The 17,447-nt window shown below is 47.0% G+C and carries 12 protein-coding genes; 8 read left to right on the top strand and 4 right to left on the bottom strand.

What is annotated here, in order from left to right; translation table 11 throughout:
- Positions 1-73: 73 nt before the first annotated feature.
- Together RH45_RS17850 and RH45_RS17845 are read right to left on the bottom strand one after the other, a co-directional pair.
- Positions 74-1,039 carry an electron transfer flavoprotein subunit alpha/FixB family protein gene (locus RH45_RS17850; RefSeq protein WP_008079852.1) on the bottom strand — a complete coding sequence of 322 codons (966 nt, stop codon included), beginning with the start codon at positions 1,037-1,039 and terminating at the stop codon, positions 74-76.
- Between the two features lie 9 nt (positions 1,040-1,048).
- A complete protein-coding gene (locus RH45_RS17845) occupies positions 1,049-1,801 on the bottom strand; it encodes an electron transfer flavoprotein subunit beta/FixA family protein (protein ID WP_008079850.1) in 753 nt (250 codons plus the stop codon).
- Positions 1,802-1,905: 104 nt separating this feature from the next.
- Between RH45_RS17845 and RH45_RS17840 the strand changes: the two genes are divergently transcribed.
- The 3 genes from RH45_RS17840 to RH45_RS17825 all read left to right on the top strand — a co-directional run bounded on the left by RH45_RS17840 (position 1,906) and on the right by RH45_RS17825 (position 6,784).
- The gene (locus RH45_RS17840) at positions 1,906-3,570 is read left to right on the top strand and encodes an electron transfer flavoprotein-ubiquinone oxidoreductase (protein ID WP_039958885.1); all 1,665 of its coding nucleotides are present in this window, start codon (positions 1,906-1,908) and stop codon (positions 3,568-3,570) included.
- A gap of 291 nt (positions 3,571-3,861) precedes the next feature.
- The gene (locus tag RH45_RS17830) at positions 3,862-5,094 is read left to right on the top strand and encodes an L-lactate MFS transporter (RefSeq protein WP_008079847.1); all 1,233 of its coding nucleotides are present in this window, start codon (positions 3,862-3,864) and stop codon (positions 5,092-5,094) included.
- A gap of 64 nt (positions 5,095-5,158) precedes the next feature.
- Positions 5,159-6,784: a VRR-NUC domain-containing protein gene (locus RH45_RS17825; RefSeq protein WP_008079846.1), complete on the top strand. Its 1,626-nt coding sequence runs from the start codon at positions 5,159-5,161 to the stop codon at positions 6,782-6,784.
- A gap of 2 nt (positions 6,785-6,786) precedes the next feature.
- On the opposite strand, the gene RH45_RS17820 is transcribed toward RH45_RS17825, so the two are convergent.
- Positions 6,787-7,446 carry a M23 family metallopeptidase gene (locus tag RH45_RS17820; RefSeq protein WP_008079845.1) on the bottom strand — a complete coding sequence of 220 codons (660 nt, stop codon included), beginning with the start codon at positions 7,444-7,446 and terminating at the stop codon, positions 6,787-6,789.
- A gap of 226 nt (positions 7,447-7,672) precedes the next feature.
- Here RH45_RS17820 and RH45_RS17815 point away from each other — a divergent pair, with 226 nt between their 5' ends.
- The 5 genes from RH45_RS17815 (at position 7,673) to RH45_RS17795 (ending at position 14,976) form a co-directional block, all read left to right on the top strand.
- Positions 7,673-10,030, top strand: a complete 2,358-nt coding sequence (locus RH45_RS17815) for a fatty acid cis/trans isomerase (RefSeq protein WP_008079844.1) — start codon at positions 7,673-7,675, stop codon at positions 10,028-10,030.
- Between the two features lie 38 nt (positions 10,031-10,068).
- Complete coding sequence (locus tag RH45_RS17810) at positions 10,069-10,257, top strand: hypothetical protein (RefSeq protein WP_008079843.1); 189 nt, start codon at positions 10,069-10,071, stop codon at positions 10,255-10,257.
- A 216-nt stretch (positions 10,258-10,473) separates the two neighbouring features.
- The gene (locus RH45_RS17805; RefSeq protein ID WP_008079842.1) at positions 10,474-12,222 is read left to right on the top strand and encodes a formate--tetrahydrofolate ligase; all 1,749 of its coding nucleotides are present in this window, start codon (positions 10,474-10,476) and stop codon (positions 12,220-12,222) included.
- 136 nt (positions 12,223-12,358) lie between these two features.
- Positions 12,359-14,248, top strand: a complete 1,890-nt coding sequence (locus RH45_RS17800) for a DUF294 nucleotidyltransferase-like domain-containing protein (RefSeq protein WP_008079841.1) — start codon at positions 12,359-12,361, stop codon at positions 14,246-14,248.
- A gap of 8 nt (positions 14,249-14,256) precedes the next feature.
- Positions 14,257-14,976 (top strand): 3'-5' exonuclease, encoded by a 720-nt coding sequence (locus RH45_RS17795; RefSeq protein WP_008079840.1) that lies wholly within the window; start codon positions 14,257-14,259, stop codon positions 14,974-14,976.
- Positions 14,977-15,026: 50 nt separating this feature from the next.
- Here the strand turns inward: RH45_RS17795 and RH45_RS17790 are convergent, their stop codons facing one another.
- Entirely contained in the window at positions 15,027-17,387 is a 2,361-nt protein-coding gene (locus RH45_RS17790; RefSeq protein ID WP_008079839.1) for a Lon protease family protein, read from the bottom strand.
- Positions 17,388-17,447 lie beyond the last annotated feature (60 nt).

Raw genomic sequence — 17,447 nt, 5'->3', positions numbered from 1 at the left:
GCCGAACACGAAGTTCGGCGTTTTTTATAGAAAGTTGCTTGTTTGGATTAATACAGCTTAACCTTGCGTTAAATCAATCTAACTCAGCCAATAACTCAGGAAGAATCGTAAACAAATCCCCCACTAAGCCATAGTCTGCAATATCAAATATCGGCGCTTCAGGGTCGCTGTTTATCGCCACAATCACCTTTGACTCCTTCATCCCTGCCACATGTTGAATCGCACCTGATATGCCCACTGCAATGTAAAGATCTGGAGCCACAATCTTACCCGTTTGCCCGACCTGCATGTCGTTAGACACGTAACCAGCGTCGACAGCCGCGCGTGATGCACCTATCGCACCGCCAAGCTTATCGGCCAATTGCTCAATCAAAGCGAAATTCTCTTGGCTACCCACCCCCCTACCGCCAGAGATGACCACGCGCGCAGCACCAAGTTCAGGCCGCTCACTTTTAGTGACTTCTTGGCTGACAAATTCACAATAAGTGTTCATAGATAAAGGACTAATATCGACCCTTTCTGCACAATTCGAGCCTTGGCTAGTGAACGTATCAAAGGCAGATTCTCTTACTGTAATCACTTTAATTCTGTCACTCGACTGTACTTTTGCTAACGCGTTACCCGCATAAATAGGTCTAATCACCGTGTCATACGACACCACGGATGTAATATCGGATAGCTGGCCAACGTCAAGCAATGCAGCAACGCGAGGAAAAAGGTCCTTACCGGTGGTACTCGCCGCGGTCAATAAGTGTGAGTACTGTTCGGCAAGAGGTGCGATTTGTGTAGCTACAGCATCGCTAAGCCAATGTTCAAAATCCGTCTCATCAACGACCAATAATCGAGAAATACCATCAACAGTGCTAAGCGACTCAACCACGCCTTGAACCTGATGACCAATAATAAGCACGTCGATACTGCACGCTCCCGCGTGTTCAGCAAACTGACTCGCCGCGGTCAAAACCGGAAAATTGTTGGTTAAGCATGCACTATTGGTATGTTGAATCACGACCAGTATTCGCTGTTTTTGCTCGCTCATAATGTTCTCCTAGGGGATGACCTTGGCTTCTGCTTTTAGCTTATCGACAAGTTCTGCTGAACTCGAAACACGTATACCGGGCTTTCTGTCGGGTGGTGGCATAACTTGGAGGATCTGTTGGCTACTCGTAACCTCCACGCCCAATTCAGCTGCCGTCAGCTCATCCATCGGTTTTCGCTTGGCTTTCATGATATTGGGCAACGAGGCGTAACGCGGCTCATTAAGGCGAAGATCGGTGCTAACTATGGCAGGCAACATCAATTTGAGCCGCTCTAGGCCGCCATCAATTTCCCTCGTCACTACCAGTGAATCTCCATCAAAGTCGAGGCTGGACGCGAAAGTCGCTTGGGGCCTTTCAAGCAGAGCCGCTAACATTTGAGCGACTTGGTTGTTGTCGCTGTCAATCGACTGTTTACCTAGGATAACCAGCGAAACTTGTTCGCGCTCAAAAACGGCTTTCAGTATCTTAGCAACGCATAGTGGTTCGCAAACCTGGTCGGTATTGATGTGAACGGCTCTATCTGCGCCCAATGCTAGCGCAGCTCGCAGCTGTTCTTGACATCGCTCTTCACCGATGGAGGTCACGATAACCTCGTCAGCAACCCCTTGCTCTTTGAGACGGATGGCTTCTTCAACAGCAATTTCACAAAACGGATTAATAGTCATTTTGACATTGCCATCCTCAACTCCCGTTCCGTCCGCCTTCACTCTAATCTTGGTGTACGGGTCAATAACTCGCTTCACCGCAACAAGCACTTTCATAACGCCTCCTGACTAACGTGATAATTTGAGCTTAGTAAAGTTTACGTTAACGTCAACTGGAGGCTATAGTTATTGCATGAAGGCAATCTAATGCGGGAGATGCTATGGAAAGAGAGTCGATGGATTTTGACGTAGTGATTGTTGGCGCCGGGCCTGCGGGCTTGTCTGCGGCGTGCAAACTCGCGCAACTCAATCAAGATAATCAACTTAACCTAACGATCTGCGTGATCGAAAAAGGCGCTGAAGTCGGTGCGCATATTCTTTCTGGAGCTGTCTTTGAACCGCGCGCTTTGGATGAGCTTTTCCCAGACTGGCAGCAACAGCCGCCGGCCATGACGCCAGTCGATCAGGAACAGTTTTTGATGCTCACCACTGAGCATAATCATATCCGAATGCCTCATCTGCTCATCCCTAATCCTTTAAAAAGTAATCCAAGCCAATACGTAATCAGCTTGGGAAAACTTTGCCAATGGTTAGCAGACCAAGCAGAATCTCTAGGTGTTGAAATCTTTCCTGGGTTTAGTGCCAAGAGTATTTGCTTTAACGATAACCAGCGTGTTAGGGGTGTTATCACATCAGATATGGGCCTAGACAAGAACGGCCGACCGAAGAATGGTTTCCAAGCGGGCATAGAACTGCGCGCGAAGTACACCTTGTTCGCTGAAGGCGCACGTGGCCACCTTGGCAAAGAGCTGATTGCCAAGTACCAACTCGATGAGGGTAAACAGCCCCAACACTACGCTCTAGGTATAAAGGAATTATGGCAACTGCCAGAAGACGACCCGCGCCATAAGCCCGGCCTCGTAATCCATGGTTTTGGCTGGCCACTCAGCGAATCAGACAGTAACGGCGGTTGCTTTCTCTACCACTTAGACAAAGGTCAAATTGCAGTCGGTTTGATCACCGATCTTAACTACAGTAACCCCTATTTGAGCCCTTTTGATGAGTTCCAACGTTTGAAACATCACCCAGCTTTTGCCAAACATCTACTTGGAGCGGAACGAATCGGTTACGGTGCAAGAGCACTCGCCAAAGGCGGCCTGTTCTCCTTACCTAAACAACAGTTTCCAGGGGGCCTTTTAATTGGTTGCGATGCTGGAACATTGAACAGCGCAAAAATCAAAGGAAGCCACACCGCAATGAAGTCAGGAATCATTGCGGCGGAGGCCGTGTTTGCTGAATTGCAATCCGAACGAAGCGCCGACGTGGCCGACTACCAATCACGCTTTGAAGCGTCATGGCTCTATGACGAACTGCATCAATCACGTAATTTTACTGGTGCAATTCACAACTACGGCAGCGTATTAGGTGGAGTGGTTTCCACCTTAGAGCATAACATTTGGCCATCTTTGACCAGCAAACCCGTCCCGTGGAATATTCGTGATGAGCTGACTGATCATGCCTGTTTGAATAAGATTAAAAACTCTGACCCAATCCACTACCCAAAAGCAGACAAGAGACTCAGTTTTGACAAGCCATCTTCGCTATTTTTGTCCGGTACGCAACATGAAGAAGATCAACCCAACCACCTTCTCATCGCTAGCCAACATGTTGCAATAGACCAACATCTGCCACTGTTTAATGAAGCTAGCCAACGCTATTGCCCGGCGGGCGTGTATGAGGTTGTTGAAAAGAATGGCAGCAAATACCTGCACACCAATTCAACCAACTGTTTGCATTGCAAGACCTGCGACATTAAGGATCCATCGCTCAACATAGAGTGGAGCCCGCCAGAAGGAGGTGGTGGCCCAAGCTATCAGAATATGTAACCCAAGCCATAAGAATTCGATGAAATTACACTCCAATACCCTCCCTCTCAATCAATGGTAAACCGCTCAATCATTTCGTAGAGAGCGGTTTTTCCTCTCCTTAACGCTCGCTTTCTAAACACTTCATTAACAAATAGAAATAATTTTATGCTCTGAAGCAAAAAGAGATTCCAATCACATTTTATTTGGTTATAATTCGCGCCCATTACGGTTTGTGTTGATAAACGCAAACTTATTTTGAACAAATCGACTGTTAACCCACCCTCTTTTTGAGGGCAACCGAGAAGAAAAATGAGCAAGATTGATAAAGCTATGCGCATCCTGCTAGCAGGATTCTGTATCAACCTTTGTCTTGGCATCCTGTATGCTTGGAGTGTATTCAACAAAGCATTGGTGACTGAGTCAGGCTGGAGTGCGGCAGAGGCCTCTGCACCTTACGCAACAGCAACCATCACTTTCTCTATCTGTCTTCTTGTTGCTGGTATCTTGCAAGACCGCATGGGCCCACGCCTTATCCTGATCCTAGGTACGGTACTAACAGGTCTAGGCATGATCGCGTCAAGCTTCGTTGACTCTCCGCTAATGCTGAACATTACATTCGGTGTGATCACTGGTGCTGGTATCGGTTTTGGTTACGCGTGCCTTTCTCCTTCGGCAATGAAGTGGTTCCACGCATCTAAGAAAGGTATGGTTAACGGCATCATCGCCGCAGGTTTCGGTCTAGCCGCAATTTACTTAGCGCCTGTCACTTCTGCGCTGATTGATAGCATGGGCATCCAAACAAGCTTCCTAGTTCTAGGTGTTGGTATCCTTGCTATCGCTGTTCCTCTAGCGGCAACAATTAACAACCCACCAGCAGACTACACGCCAGCAGAGCCTAAAGTGAAAGCAGGTCAAGCGCCTAAGGTTGTGAAGAAGTCTGACGACCTAACGTGGAAAGCAATGCTGAAAACACCACAGTTTTACTCGCTATGGATCATGTACGCGTTCGCAGCATCTGTTGGCTTGATGATCATCGGTAACATTACAACTATCGCAAGTGTTCAGGCAAACCTGCCAAATGCAGTGTACCTAGCCTCTATCCTTGCGGTATTTAACTCAGGCGGTCGTGTTGCTGCGGGTATCCTTGCGGATAAAATTGGCGGCGTACGCACTCTTCTTCTTGCGTTCATTCTACAGGGCATCAACATGGTTCTGTTCGCAACGTTCAAAACTGAGTTCACGCTGATTATTGGTACTGCTATCGCGGCAGTCGGTTACGGCACGCTGCTAGCAGTATTCCCTACGCTAACGGCTGAGTTCTACGGTCTTAAGAACTACGGTACAAACTACGGCGTTCTCTACACTGCTTGGGGTATCGGTGGCGCTATCGGTGCAGCAGTAGTTGGCTACTCGATGACTAACGGTGAAGGTTACGGCCTAGCCTACACAATTTCAGCGGTTATGATGGCAGTGTGTATCGTACTAGCCTTCATTACCAAACCACTATCTGAAGCGAAAGTCGCAGAGCTTAAAAACGCTTAATTCATTGAATTACGACGAGAAAGGCTTAACCTTAGGGTTAAGCCTTTTTTATTGTCAGTTGGTTATGGAAAACACGGTCGAACTCGCACCAGATTATTATCTCGATAACTTTATCAAACTCACTCAACATGCAACCGTGTGGTACCATGATCTGCTCTCTTCTGCTGAGCATCAATGGCTTACATGCTTTGAAAGCTTGAGTAAACCTGCGAAATGCCTTTTGGTGCGCCTATACAGTCGCAAAGGCCGTTGGTTTCGAAGCGATAAACTCAACTACAAAGAAATAGAAGACGTCACAGCCGCATTAAATGAATTGGCGCATCAGAACTTCGTTACCCTTGCTCCAGCCCTAACCATTCATGAGTTAGCCACTCACCTTCTCACTAAACCTGAGATACTCGCGCTTTACCCTCAGCATCCAAAGTCGCTTAGAAAAGAAGCCCTCGTCGCACGTTTAGTTGAGGGTGATTTTGAACAGCATGAAGCACTACCATTCTCAGTGATTAAGCTTGAGTCTGCCCATATCATTGATGTGCTACTGACCCTCTTTTTCGCCAATACCCACCAAGATCTTAGTCAGTTTGTGTTAGATGATCTTGGTCTACATAGATTCGAGCAGTACCAGTTAAGTGAAGTAAGAAGGTTCTTTGACAGTCGCGAGCAAATCGACCGTCTCATCGAACTGAGTCAGATCTCGACCTTCTATTGGCAATGCGACCGAAAAGACAAAGCCAATCTCGATAGCTTAGTCGCTTCGCTTCCTGACGCAGTCGAGCACCGCTATGTCGATCGAAAACGTGAGCACATCATCAACGACATTGCCCGCGACTATGAACGAATCAATGAACTCGAACTGGCTCTTGCGCTTTTTAAGCAAACCAAACTGACACCGAGTCGTGAGCGCCAAGCCCGAATCTACGACAAACTCAATCGCAATCAAGAATTTAGTGACACCGTCACTGAGATACTTAATTCACCCGTTGACATCTCTGAGCTAGAAGTCGCAGAGAAACTCGCACAGCGAGTCAAACGCAAACAAGGGCTCAAAGTCTCTAGAAACAGTAAGCCAGTCTGTCGCGAATATCACATCGAGTTGGATCTGTCTCAGCAACGGGTAGAACTCGCGACTAAAGTACATTTCGAAAACTTGGGTTGGACGGTCTTTTACAGTGAGAACAGCCTGCTTAATGGCATACTCGGCTTAACCCTGTGGGATGCCCTATTCGCACCGATTGAAGGGGCGTTTATTAATGCCTATCAGCATCGTCCACTCGATCTTTACCATTCGGATTTCCGAATAAAACGACAAGATTTAATTCTCCAAGCGTTTGAACGTATCCATAAAGGAAACACAAGCTCGTTGATAGCGACATATCGAAACAAGTTTGGCATCAGTAATCCATTAGTAAATTGGGCACATTTAGAAGAGGGGTTATTAACCTTAGCGCTTCAGACCATACCCAATACTATGCTCGGTGACCTTCTTAATGTGCAGTTGAGTGATTTAAAACTTTACCGAAATGGCATGCCCGATTTAATTGCATTTAAAGACGGTCAATTCGAATGGATCGAAGTAAAAGGCCCCGGCGATAAACTGCAAGACAATCAATGGCGGTGGATAAAACAATTTAACCGCCTGAATGTGCCATTTGCGGTTTGTTATGTCGAGCACCGACAGTCCGCTGAATAAACTTATTTATCTCGATAATAACGCTTTGATTCTGCGATAAACTTATCCGGGTCGATAAAGTTTACAAAGCTTGGGTGCTGAGTGGTATAGCCTGTCATCCAGTTATTGTTTCCCGCTCGCGGAAAGTCATCTGGGCTACCTAACCGAATTGAAAAATGTAAGTGTGGCACAGCACCTATGCCATAACCTTCGCTCGTCTCAGCAATATAGCCAATCAATTGTCCTTTTTTAACGTTCGCGCCGCGTTCGATTAACCAGCGCTGAGCAGAAACATGCCCATAAAGCGAATACATACCTTTGTGATTAATGACAACCAGCCCCCCGTAGGCAGGCTCTGAGCCAGAAAAATAGACCAGCCCATCGGCGATAGCAAACACTTCGGTTCCCGGTAATGCGTAGTAGTCGTCAGCCGTGTGATAGCGGTTAGGAAAACGCAGCACTTTGCCGAATTCAGCGAAATCTTGGATGGACCCGGTTTTTTCCATGGGTAACTGGAACGCTTGTCCATTCTTCTCCATAAGCGGAGCTGCCTTATCTAAAACGATTTGCTGTTGTGTCTCAACCAATTCGCGTTGCACCTTGGCGTGCCATTTGGTCGCGGCTAAAACCACCAGCAGCGTGACAACAAATAAATAAAGCCACCTTTGACGCGTAAATATCATCCAATTTGCCTTCTATTTTATTAACGTGCTTGAGCTTAATACGTTGGATGAATTTTGCATTTATCCAGCTCTCAACCGAGAAATAATTAATCTACAATTAATGTTATGCCATTCTATTTGCGATCAAGCTCATCAAAGGTCAATGATTTAATGGCAGTTTTCTATTTGAATACTGGTGGTGTTTCTGCTGCAATTGAAAAATAACAATATTCGAGCAATCTATTCTATGAAATTACGAACAAGTCTCGTATTAGCGCTGGTCAGCGTATTTGCTGGCTGTGCGACCTATGCGGGTTTAAATTACGACCAGCTGTTTGGTGAAGCTAACGTTGTCGAACGTCGCGTGGCACTGCAATCCCAACCAAGCGACTTTTTCCTTGATGAAGTGAAACCGATTATTGATAACCGCTGCGTTGTTTGTCATGCCTGTTACGATGCTCCCTGCCAACTCAAAATGTCTTCCGTTGAAGGCATTGACCGCGGGGCAAGTAAAGAGCTGGTTTATCAAGGAACTCGCTTAACGGCAGCAACCCCTAGCCGCCTGTTCGAGGACGCACAAAGCACATCACAATGGCGAGATATGGGTTTTCACCCAGTATTGAATGAACGCATCCAGACCCCGACCGCCAATATTGAAGCTGGCTTAGTCGCCAAAATGCTGCAACAAAAGCAGAACCATCCACTACCAGAAGAGACTCAACTCACTGGCTTTGACTTCTCAGTTGATCGCACTCAAGTCTGTCCGACAATCGAAGAGTATCAGCAGTATGAGCAAGACTACCCGACATGGGGGATGCCTTATGGTATGCCTAACTTGAGCAACCGAGAGTACGCGACATTAATGAGCTGGCTGCAAGACGGTGCCAAGATGAACGCGCCGTTACCACTCACCCCAGAGCAACAAAACTTAGTGAACGAGTATGAGGACATGCTCAATAAAAGCGCGCGTAAAGTGCAGTTGTCTGCTCGCTACCTCTACGAACACCTTTTCCTATCTCACTTGTATTTCTCCGACCTCAACGAAGAAAGCCCGCGTTTCTTTACCTTAGTCCGTTCTACAACACCACCAGGTCAACCCGTCGAGCGCATTACAACGCGCCGCCCCTATGATGATCCACAAGTCGAGCGCGTTTATTACCGTTTGATTCCTGAGCAAGGCACCATTGTCGATAAAACCCATATGCCCTTCGCGCTCAATGAAAAACGAATGCAAGATTGGAAAACGTGGTTTATCGAAGCCGATTACGATGTCGCCAAACTACCAGGCTATGAACCGGAGATCGCAGCAAACCCGATGACTGCCTTTATTGACCTACCGGTTAAAGCACGCTTTAAGTTTATGCTCGATAATTCGCAGAACACCATTAACGCGTTCATCAAAGGCCCGGTTTGTCGTGGCCAGCTCGCGCTCAATGTTATAAATGATCGTTTCTGGGTATTTTTCCTTGATCCAGACAAAGCGGACATTCCGGAGGTTAACGACTTCTATCGTTCGCAAGCAGACAACTTAAAACTGCCTGGCGAGCTAGAAAGTAATACACTGCCTATTAGCAGTTGGGTTTCTTATTCACGCCAGCAAGCGCGTTACCTAAAAGCAAAATCAGAGTTCATCAATGGTTGGTTTGAAAACGGCCAGTATCTCACCACCGACGTACTTTGGACGGGTAATGGCACCAACCCCAATGCCGCATTAACCGTTTTTCGTCACTTTGACAGTGCTTCCGTCGTTCAAGGTCTAGTCGGCACTCCACCGAAGACCGCTTGGGTACTCGACTACGCGTTAATTGAGCGTATCCATTACTTGTTGGTTGCGGGTTTCGATGTTTACGGCAACTTCGGCCATCAGCTAATCACTCGGATGTTTATGGACTTTTTGCGCTTAGAGGGCGAAAGTAATTTCGTCGCACTGCTACCACGAGACGTTCGCCACAAAGAACAATCAAGTTGGTATCAAGACCAAAGCCCTCAGCTAAGCCAATTTTTGCAGCGTAATGTCGCGCCTTTCGATCAGCCGACACAAGTCCGCTATCAGACCGATAATCCAAAAGCTGAACTGTACGATATTTTAAAAACGCAGCTCGCCCCAGTCCTTAATCATCGCTATGACATTGAACAAACCGGGCTTAGCCTTGATAACGAATTTTTGCTCAATAGCATTAACCACATTAAAGGAGAAGGCTTGCTTTATCTGCCACAGATCACCATGTTGATGATTGAATCAAACAGCGGCGACGATCAGCTATTTACTTTATTGCACAACAATGCGCATACCAACATCTCAAGTTTGTTCGACGAAGAGAGCAATCGCGATCCAGAGAACGATGACTTAACCTTAGTGCGTGGAGTGATCGGCAGTTATCCTGCTGCGTATTTATCTCTCAAGGAATCTGAAATTCAGACCTTGGTTGATGGGCTAAAAAATATGCGCTCGGAGGAAGACTACGTTAAGTTATTGGATCGCTTTGCAATACGTCGCAGTTCTTCCCAGTTCTGGCCTTTTAGCGACCGTGTTCATCGCTGGTATCAACAAAATCAACCGATCGAATTTGGATTGCTGGACTATAATCGTTTTGAAAATAGGTAGAACCATCTAAGCAGGAAAACTGCTCACAGGAGGTTAATATGGGAATTCAAGATAGCATTAAAGTACTGGAGCAACAGATTTATGTCGCTTGTTCTGAGGGTGATTACGATACCGTGAAGATGCTTGAGCATCAGCTGGAAAGCTTAAGAACCAAATCAGAGCACCCCTTTGATGACGACCCCTACGCTCCGGAAGGAAGGCTATTTCCTGAAGATGATTGGTACTGATACAGCCGCCCCGCTATCACGCGGGGCGTTTTTTATCCATGAGATACGAGTTTCCCCCTTACTGTCACTTATCGACAAACCACACATTTATTCGACAGACAATTTCAGGTAAAGTTTACGACAAACTAAAACTATCGCTTTACAACCTACTTTTTAACGCTATTATTCTTCCGCAAACGTTTGCCTCACTTTTTGTGTGTCTATTTAGAGGGTTTTATGCTGTCCGATATTGAAATTTGTCGCGCGACTTCACTGCTGCCGATCTCACTGGTGGCTCAACAAGCGGGTTTGGAGCCGGGTGAGTTCCATAGCCAAGGCCAATACAAAGCAAAAGTCTCCCTAGCTAGCCTAAAGCGCCTTGAACATAAAACGACAGGTAAGCTAATTCTGGTCACCGCAATCACCCCAACACCATTGGGTGAAGGCAAAACCGTAACGACCATTGGTCTCGCCCAAGGTATCGCAAAGCTACAACACTCCGTCACGGCTTGTATTCGTCAGCCCTCTATGGGTCCTGTATTTGGTGTGAAAGGCGGAGCTGCTGGAGGTGGATTCTCGCAAGTCGCACCAATGGAAGAACTCAATTTGCACCTCACTGGTGATATACATGCGGTAACAGCTGCCCACAACCTCGCCGCCGCGGCCATTGACGCGCGTATTTATCACGAGCAGCGTAATGGTTATGACGACTTTGAAGCTCGCAGTGGCCTGGCTGCTCTTCGTATCGATCCCCAGCGAGTCGTATGGAAGCGTGTTATGGACCACAATGATCGCGCCCTGCGCATGGTCACTGTCGGTCGCAATGAAGCAGATAAAACCATCAATGGCTTCGAACGTGAAGACGGGTTTGATATCTCTGCCGCTTCTGAGCTGATGGCAGTGCTTGCGCTCGCCTCAGATCTCAAAGATTTACGCAATCGAATTGGTCGGATTGTCGTCGCTTACAATGTTGACGGTAACCCCATTACCACAGAAGACTTGCAAGTTGCTGGTGCGATGGCTGTTAGCATGAAAGAAGCCATTGAACCGACCTTAATGCAGACTTTAGAAGGTGTCCCAACCCTTATCCACGCAGGCCCATTTGCGAATATCGCCCACGGAAACTCTTCGATCATTGCCGACAACATCGCTACTAAATTGGGTGACTTCACCGTCACTGAAGGTGGCTTTGGCTCAGACATGGGATTTGAAAAAGCGTGCAACATCAAAGCGCAGATGTCAGGAAAAGCGCCAGATTGTGCGGTAATCGTTGCAACCCTGCGTGGCCTTAAGGCAAATTCCGGGCTGTACGATTTAAAGCCCGGACAAGCCATACCAGAAAGCCTGTTTAATCCAGATTCAGACGCACTGACCGCTGGGTTTGAAAATTTAAAATGGCACATCAATAATGTGAACAAATACGGCGTGCCCGCTGTTGTCGCCATTAACCGCTTCCCACAAGATAGCGAAGCCGAGCTTGAACAGCTTAAGTCCATGATAGAAGCGCTACCCAACAATGTTGAGGTCGCGATTAGTGAAGGATTTGCCAAAGGAGGCCTCGGAACGGTAGAGCTTGCGCACAAAGTGATCGCCCAAACCAAGAATGACCGCCAATTTAAACCGCTTTATCAGTTTGAACAGACTACGGAAGAAAAGCTTATGGCGGTTGCTGAGTCTGGCTATGGTGCTGCGAGCATCACCCTTAGTGATACTGCAAAGCAGCAACTGACCGAACTTAAAAAACACGGCTTCGATAACCTTGCCGTCTGCTTAGCGAAGACGCCGCTGTCTATTTCAACCGTAGGCTCGATTAAAGGTGCACCATCGCACTTTGACGTCCCAGTGCGCGAGTTGAGGCTTTGCGCTGGCGCTGGGTTTATCTATGCTCTGTGTGGCAACGTAATGACCATGCCCGGTCTGCCAGACAAACCCGCATTTATGAACTTAGACCTTGATGACGACGGCAACATCATAGGGTTAAGTTAATCAGCGAATAACATCGAATAAAGGCTTAGGAATTTTCCTAAGCCTTTATTTTTTAAGTGCGATAACAGAGATTCCACCCAAAACCGCTTGAGATCATGTACCATTGGATCATCAAGCAGCAAACACGGAACTCTCCATGGAAGCAGAACTACTGGAAATCAAAAACTTCCTCGCCCAGCATCCCCCTTTTGACGAGTTAGAAGACGAAGTACTGAACTTTGTCACCAAACACGTTGAGATTTCGTACTTTCGTGAAGACACTCCGGTGATCCACTTTGGCGATGAGATTCATGACTTGTACATGGTGAGAAGTGGCGTGGTCGAAGTGTACCGTCGTAAGGGTGAACTTTATAACCGCTTAGACGAAGGGGCTCTATTTGGACAAATGGGTCTGCTGACTAATAACAAAGTCCGCTTCCCTGCCAAAGCAACCAAAGACACACTACTCTATTGCATTCCGGAATCTGTTTTTCAGGAGCTCTACGATACTCAAGAAGTGTTTGCCGATTTTGTCGAAGTCGAAGACAACGCTCGCCTTCGTCAAGCCGTTTCAAGTACCAACGAACAAAACGACCTCACCACGTCCAAGGTCCGTACCCTTTTAACCGGTGAAGCGCCGTATATCGACCAATCTGAGTCTATTCAGAATGCGGCGATTAAAATGGCCGAAGAAAATGTCTCTTCCCTACTGATCATCAACCCAGATGTGCTCGAAGATGATGAAGATGATCATAGTCCGCTAGTCGGAATCATTACTGACCGAGACTTATGTACTCGCGTCCTCGCTCAAGGCTTAGATCCGAGCGATAACGTTTCATCGGTGATGACGACGGAAGTGATCTCTCTTGACCACAATGCTTACGTCTATGAAGCCATGTTAACCATGCTGCGCTACAACGTGCATCATCTCCCTGTACTCAAAGATAAGCAGCCAATAGGTATTATCGAAGCAACCGATATTGTTCGTTACGAATCGCAAAACTCGCTGTTATTGGTGAGCAGTATCTTCCAACAACAATCGATTGAAGAACTGGCGAGTTTGTCCGAGCAGGTAAAAGACAGCTTCGTTCGCTTAGTCAACGAAGACGCAAACTCACATATGGTCGGCAGCGCGATGTCCGTCATAGGCCGTAGCTTCAAACAACGCATCATTGAACTGGCGGAAGAAGAGCTCGGCGAGCCACCCGTGCCGTATTGTTTTGTCGCGCTTGGCTCAATGGGGCGAGATGAACAACTGTTAGTGACAGACCAAGACAATGCCATCATTCTCGATAACACCTATATAAAAGACGAGCATGACGCCTACTTTGCCGAGCTAGCAAAACGCGTCTGTGACGGCCTTGATAAGTGCGGCTACACCTACTGCACCGGCGACATAATGGCGACCAATCCTGAATGGCGAATGACACGCACAGAGTGGGAAGAATGTTTTGCCGATTGGATTGATAACCCAAATCCTAAGGCGCTGCTAAACGCTTCGATTTTCTTCGACTTAGATGGTGTTTATGGACGCTTAAAATGGGCAGAGCAGTTGAATGGCTTCATCATACGACGTGCACGCAAAAACAACCGCTTCCTCGCTTGTTTAGCTCGTAATGCGATGAATCGTACGCCGCCACTTGGCTTCTTCAAAGATTTCGTGATGGAGAAAGACGGCCAACACAAGAACTCGATTAACTTAAAACGTCGAGGTACCGCGCCGCTAGCAGATTTGATTCGCGTCCATGCACTCGCGGTGGGTTCCCGGTCGAAGAACTCATTTGAACGGTTAGACGACGTCCATGAAGCCGGAATTTTGCCTAAAGGTAAAGCGCGCGATCTCCGCGATGCATTAGAGTTCATCTCTATGGTTCGTATTCGCCATCAAGCTTACGATGTTGAAAACCAAACTGAACCAGATAACAACATTGAGCCAGAGAACTTATCTGACTTTGAGCGTCGCAACTTAAAGGATGCATTCCAGATCTTGAGCAACGCGCAAAACTTCCTCAAGTTCCGTTACCAAGCCAGCAATAATTTTAAATAGGAGGCTAGATGTTTAATAAAATCATGAGCCCTCCCAGCATTGACTGGTCTACCAAGTTTAAGCGTAAGCTAGAAAGTGCACGCAACGAACAACTTAAAGCGTACTATCAAGCGGGAATACCTGAGGCAGACACCCCGCTTGATGAAGTTACCTTTCTGGCGATGGACTTCGAAACCACTGGGCTCGACTCTGAACAAGATGACATCATCACCATTGGCACCGTGCCTTTCACGCTCAACCGGATTTTGGTTAATCAGGCCAAACATTGGACCGTGAGACCGAGAAAGCCACTGGCAGAAGAATCGGTCGTCATCCACGGCATCACCCATAGTGACGTATTGGATGCTCCTGATTTAACCGAAGTTTACCCGCAAGTGTTGGCTGAAATGAGTAACCGAATCATGGTTGTCCACTATCAACGCATTGAACGGGAGTTCTTTAATCGAGCGCTGCAAACCCGTATTCAAGAAGGCATCGAGTTTCCCGTGGTGGATACCATGAATATAGAAACGCTTTGGCAGCAAAAAGAAAACGGTGGCTTGTTAAACAAAATGAGAGGACGCAAACCTGAGTCAGTCAGGCTTGGGGCCAGTCGGAGCCGATATGGCCTTCCTCAGTATACGCCTCATCATGCGCTCACTGACGCGGTAGCAACTGCAGAATTGCTGCAAGCTCAAATTGCGTACCACTACGAGCGGAAGATGCCGATAAGCCAACTTTGGATATAAGCCAATAAAAAAGGTCTAGCAACCGCTAGACCTTTTTCCTTTACTGAAGTTTATTTTCGCAATGCGTTGAGCTTAGCCTGGGCGATACCGAAAATAGTATCGATTGGGTAACTACCTTCGTCACTTGCTTCACCCGCTGATTTTCCGGTAAACAACTCAATCGCTTCCGTGACATGATCGATAGCCCAGATGTGGAACTCTCCCCTCTCTACCGCTTTTACGACATCAGGGCGAAGCATCAGGTTATGCATATTAGAGCGAGGGATCACCACCCCTTGCTCGTTATGTCTTCCTTTAATTCCACACACATCGAAAAAGCCTTCAATCTTTTCATTCACACCGCCGATAGGTTGTGATTCACCAAACTGGTTCATCGAGCCCGTAATCGCGATGTCCTGTCTATTAGCCTGTTTGGAGAAAGCCGATACAACCGCGCAGAACTCGGCCATACTGGCACTATCACCATCGACACCACCATAAGATTGCTCAAAGGTAATCGTGGTATTAAGCGGAACCTTAGCAGTTTTACCAAATACCGAAGACATGTAAGCAGACAAGATCATCACCCCTTTCGAGTGAATGCTGCCACCTAGGTCGACACTACGCTCAATATCAATCACATCCCCTTCACCGTAACAAGTCGTTGCCGTAATACGGTTAGGAGCACCAAACATGTACTCACTGGTACTGAGCACCGAAAGTGCGTTGACCTGGCCGATGGCTGCCCCTTCCGTTTTTAGCAAAGTCGTGCCATTGATGAACCCTTCCATCACGCTGTCTTTTAACCGACTGACACGTAGCTCTTGATTGGCGAGCGCTTCTTCAACGTGGCTAGAACGAATCATATTCGAGTTCGCCTGCCTTGCCACATAATTAGACTCTCTCAATAGGTTCGCAATGTTGGCGGAGTGGAGTGATAGCTTAGTTTGGTCGCCAGCTAAGCGAGAACTGTGCTCAATGATGCGCGCAATGGCTTTCTTATCGCAGTGCAACATATTGTTGTCATTCACCACGCTGGAAATAAAGCGAGCGTATTGCAGCTCAGACTCAGGGCTGCGCGGCATTTCGTCTTCAAAATCCGCCGTCACTCGGAACAGCTCGCTAAACTCTGGATCGTAATGTTGAAGCAACTGATACGTTCGATAGTCGCCAAACAGAATAATCTTCACGTCCAATGGGATTGGTTCCGGGTCAAGCGATACTGCCCCTGTTAAGGTGACTTCTTTTTCAAGTGAAGTCAGGCTTAACTGACGAGCCCGTAAAGCTCGCTTGAGGCCATCCCACACATAAGGTTGCTCCAACACCTTCTGTGCATCCATCAGCAATACGCCACCATTGGCTTTGTGCAAACTGCCTGGGCGAATCAATGAGAAATCGGTAAACACGGTACCTTTAAAGGTGGCCGTCTCAACATAACCAAATAGTGAGTGATAGTTTGGGTTCTCTTCTACCACAATTGGAAACTCGCTCTCTTTACGGCTTACTAATACGTTAACCTTGTATCGACGAGGGAGTTTCTTATCCAACGATGCCGTAGCGACTTCACCTTGCTCGGCACTTTGCTCCAAGAAAATATCGGCGTTTTCGACGATATCTTGCTGCAGTTCAGTCAGATATGTTTTGATTTCTGGGTAGCCGGAATAGTCTTTCTTCAACTGCTTGATAAAGTGCGTGATGACGTCCAAGGTGACATCATCATTCAGTTTTTTAATTTTTTCGCTGTACGCTTCTTCCCATTCAGTTAACTGACGCACCATGTTACGCAATTGGACCTCTAAGTCATCAATCGTCGCGCCAAAGTATTCCTGCTCTTTCTTACTAAGGGCATCAAAGCTCTCTTCGCTATGGAGATCGTCACCATTCATTGCGACAAATTGATAGTCACCTTGTGTGGTGATGGTCAGGCTTATCCCTTTTGACTTGGCTTCCTTGGTGATGACAGATAACTCAGCTTCTTGCTTCTGAGCCAATTGGTTTTTGAGCCTGTCGGCACGGCTATAATAGAGTTCGTTATCAAAAGCCAGCGGCATCGCATTAAGCAATTTTGCCACCAGCTTTTCAATATCTTGCTTTAATTTACTTCCCACCCCACAAGGCAGTTTAAGTACTTTAGGCGTTCGAATGTCTTCGAAGTTAGCAACGTAACACCAATCGAACAGTTCATTTTCATCATGTTTATGGCGATTGAGATAACGCAAAATCATAGTGCGCTTACCCAGCCCATTTTGACCAATCGCGTAGATGTTATAGCCCTTTTCTTTAATGGACATAGCAAACTCTACCGCTTTTTGAGCACGTTCCTGCCCCACAATCTCATCAATTGGAGCCAACTCTTTGGTTGATTTGCTCGGCAGTATTTCCAACTCCGCAGCATGGTATAGCTGGCTCGCTTCTAGTCGTTGAATTGCCATATCATCTTTCCTTGTTGTAGTTCTTATTCGGTCTATCTTGCCTTAGTTTAGGCCATATTT

It is taken from the genome of Vibrio sinaloensis DSM 21326, assembly GCF_000189275.1.
Classification (GTDB): Bacteria; Pseudomonadota; Gammaproteobacteria; order Enterobacterales; family Vibrionaceae; genus Vibrio; species Vibrio sinaloensis.
Note: the sequence above shows the minus strand (reverse complement) of the source record. Positions and strands in the feature narration are given on the sequence as shown.

Coding starts and splice junctions, on each gene's coding strand:
- RH45_RS17850 (WP_008079852.1), bottom strand. CDS start 1,039: ATGAGCGAGCAAAAACAGCGAATACTGGTCGTGATTCAACATACCAAT.
- RH45_RS17845 (WP_008079850.1), bottom strand. CDS start 1,801: ATGAAAGTGCTTGTTGCGGTGAAGCGAGTTATTGACCCGTACACCAAG.
- RH45_RS17840 (WP_039958885.1), top strand. CDS start 1,906: ATGGAAAGAGAGTCGATGGATTTTGACGTAGTGATTGTTGGCGCCGGG.
- RH45_RS17830 (WP_008079847.1), top strand. CDS start 3,862: ATGAGCAAGATTGATAAAGCTATGCGCATCCTGCTAGCAGGATTCTGT.
- RH45_RS17825 (WP_008079846.1), top strand. CDS start 5,159: ATGGAAAACACGGTCGAACTCGCACCAGATTATTATCTCGATAACTTT.
- RH45_RS17820 (WP_008079845.1), bottom strand. CDS start 7,446: ATGATATTTACGCGTCAAAGGTGGCTTTATTTATTTGTTGTCACGCTG.
- RH45_RS17815 (WP_008079844.1), top strand. CDS start 7,673: ATGAAATTACGAACAAGTCTCGTATTAGCGCTGGTCAGCGTATTTGCT.
- RH45_RS17810 (WP_008079843.1), top strand. CDS start 10,069: ATGGGAATTCAAGATAGCATTAAAGTACTGGAGCAACAGATTTATGTC.
- RH45_RS17805 (WP_008079842.1), top strand. CDS start 10,474: ATGCTGTCCGATATTGAAATTTGTCGCGCGACTTCACTGCTGCCGATC.
- RH45_RS17800 (WP_008079841.1), top strand. CDS start 12,359: ATGGAAGCAGAACTACTGGAAATCAAAAACTTCCTCGCCCAGCATCCC.
- RH45_RS17795 (WP_008079840.1), top strand. CDS start 14,257: ATGTTTAATAAAATCATGAGCCCTCCCAGCATTGACTGGTCTACCAAG.
- RH45_RS17790 (WP_008079839.1), bottom strand. CDS start 17,387: ATGGCAATTCAACGACTAGAAGCGAGCCAGCTATACCATGCTGCGGAG.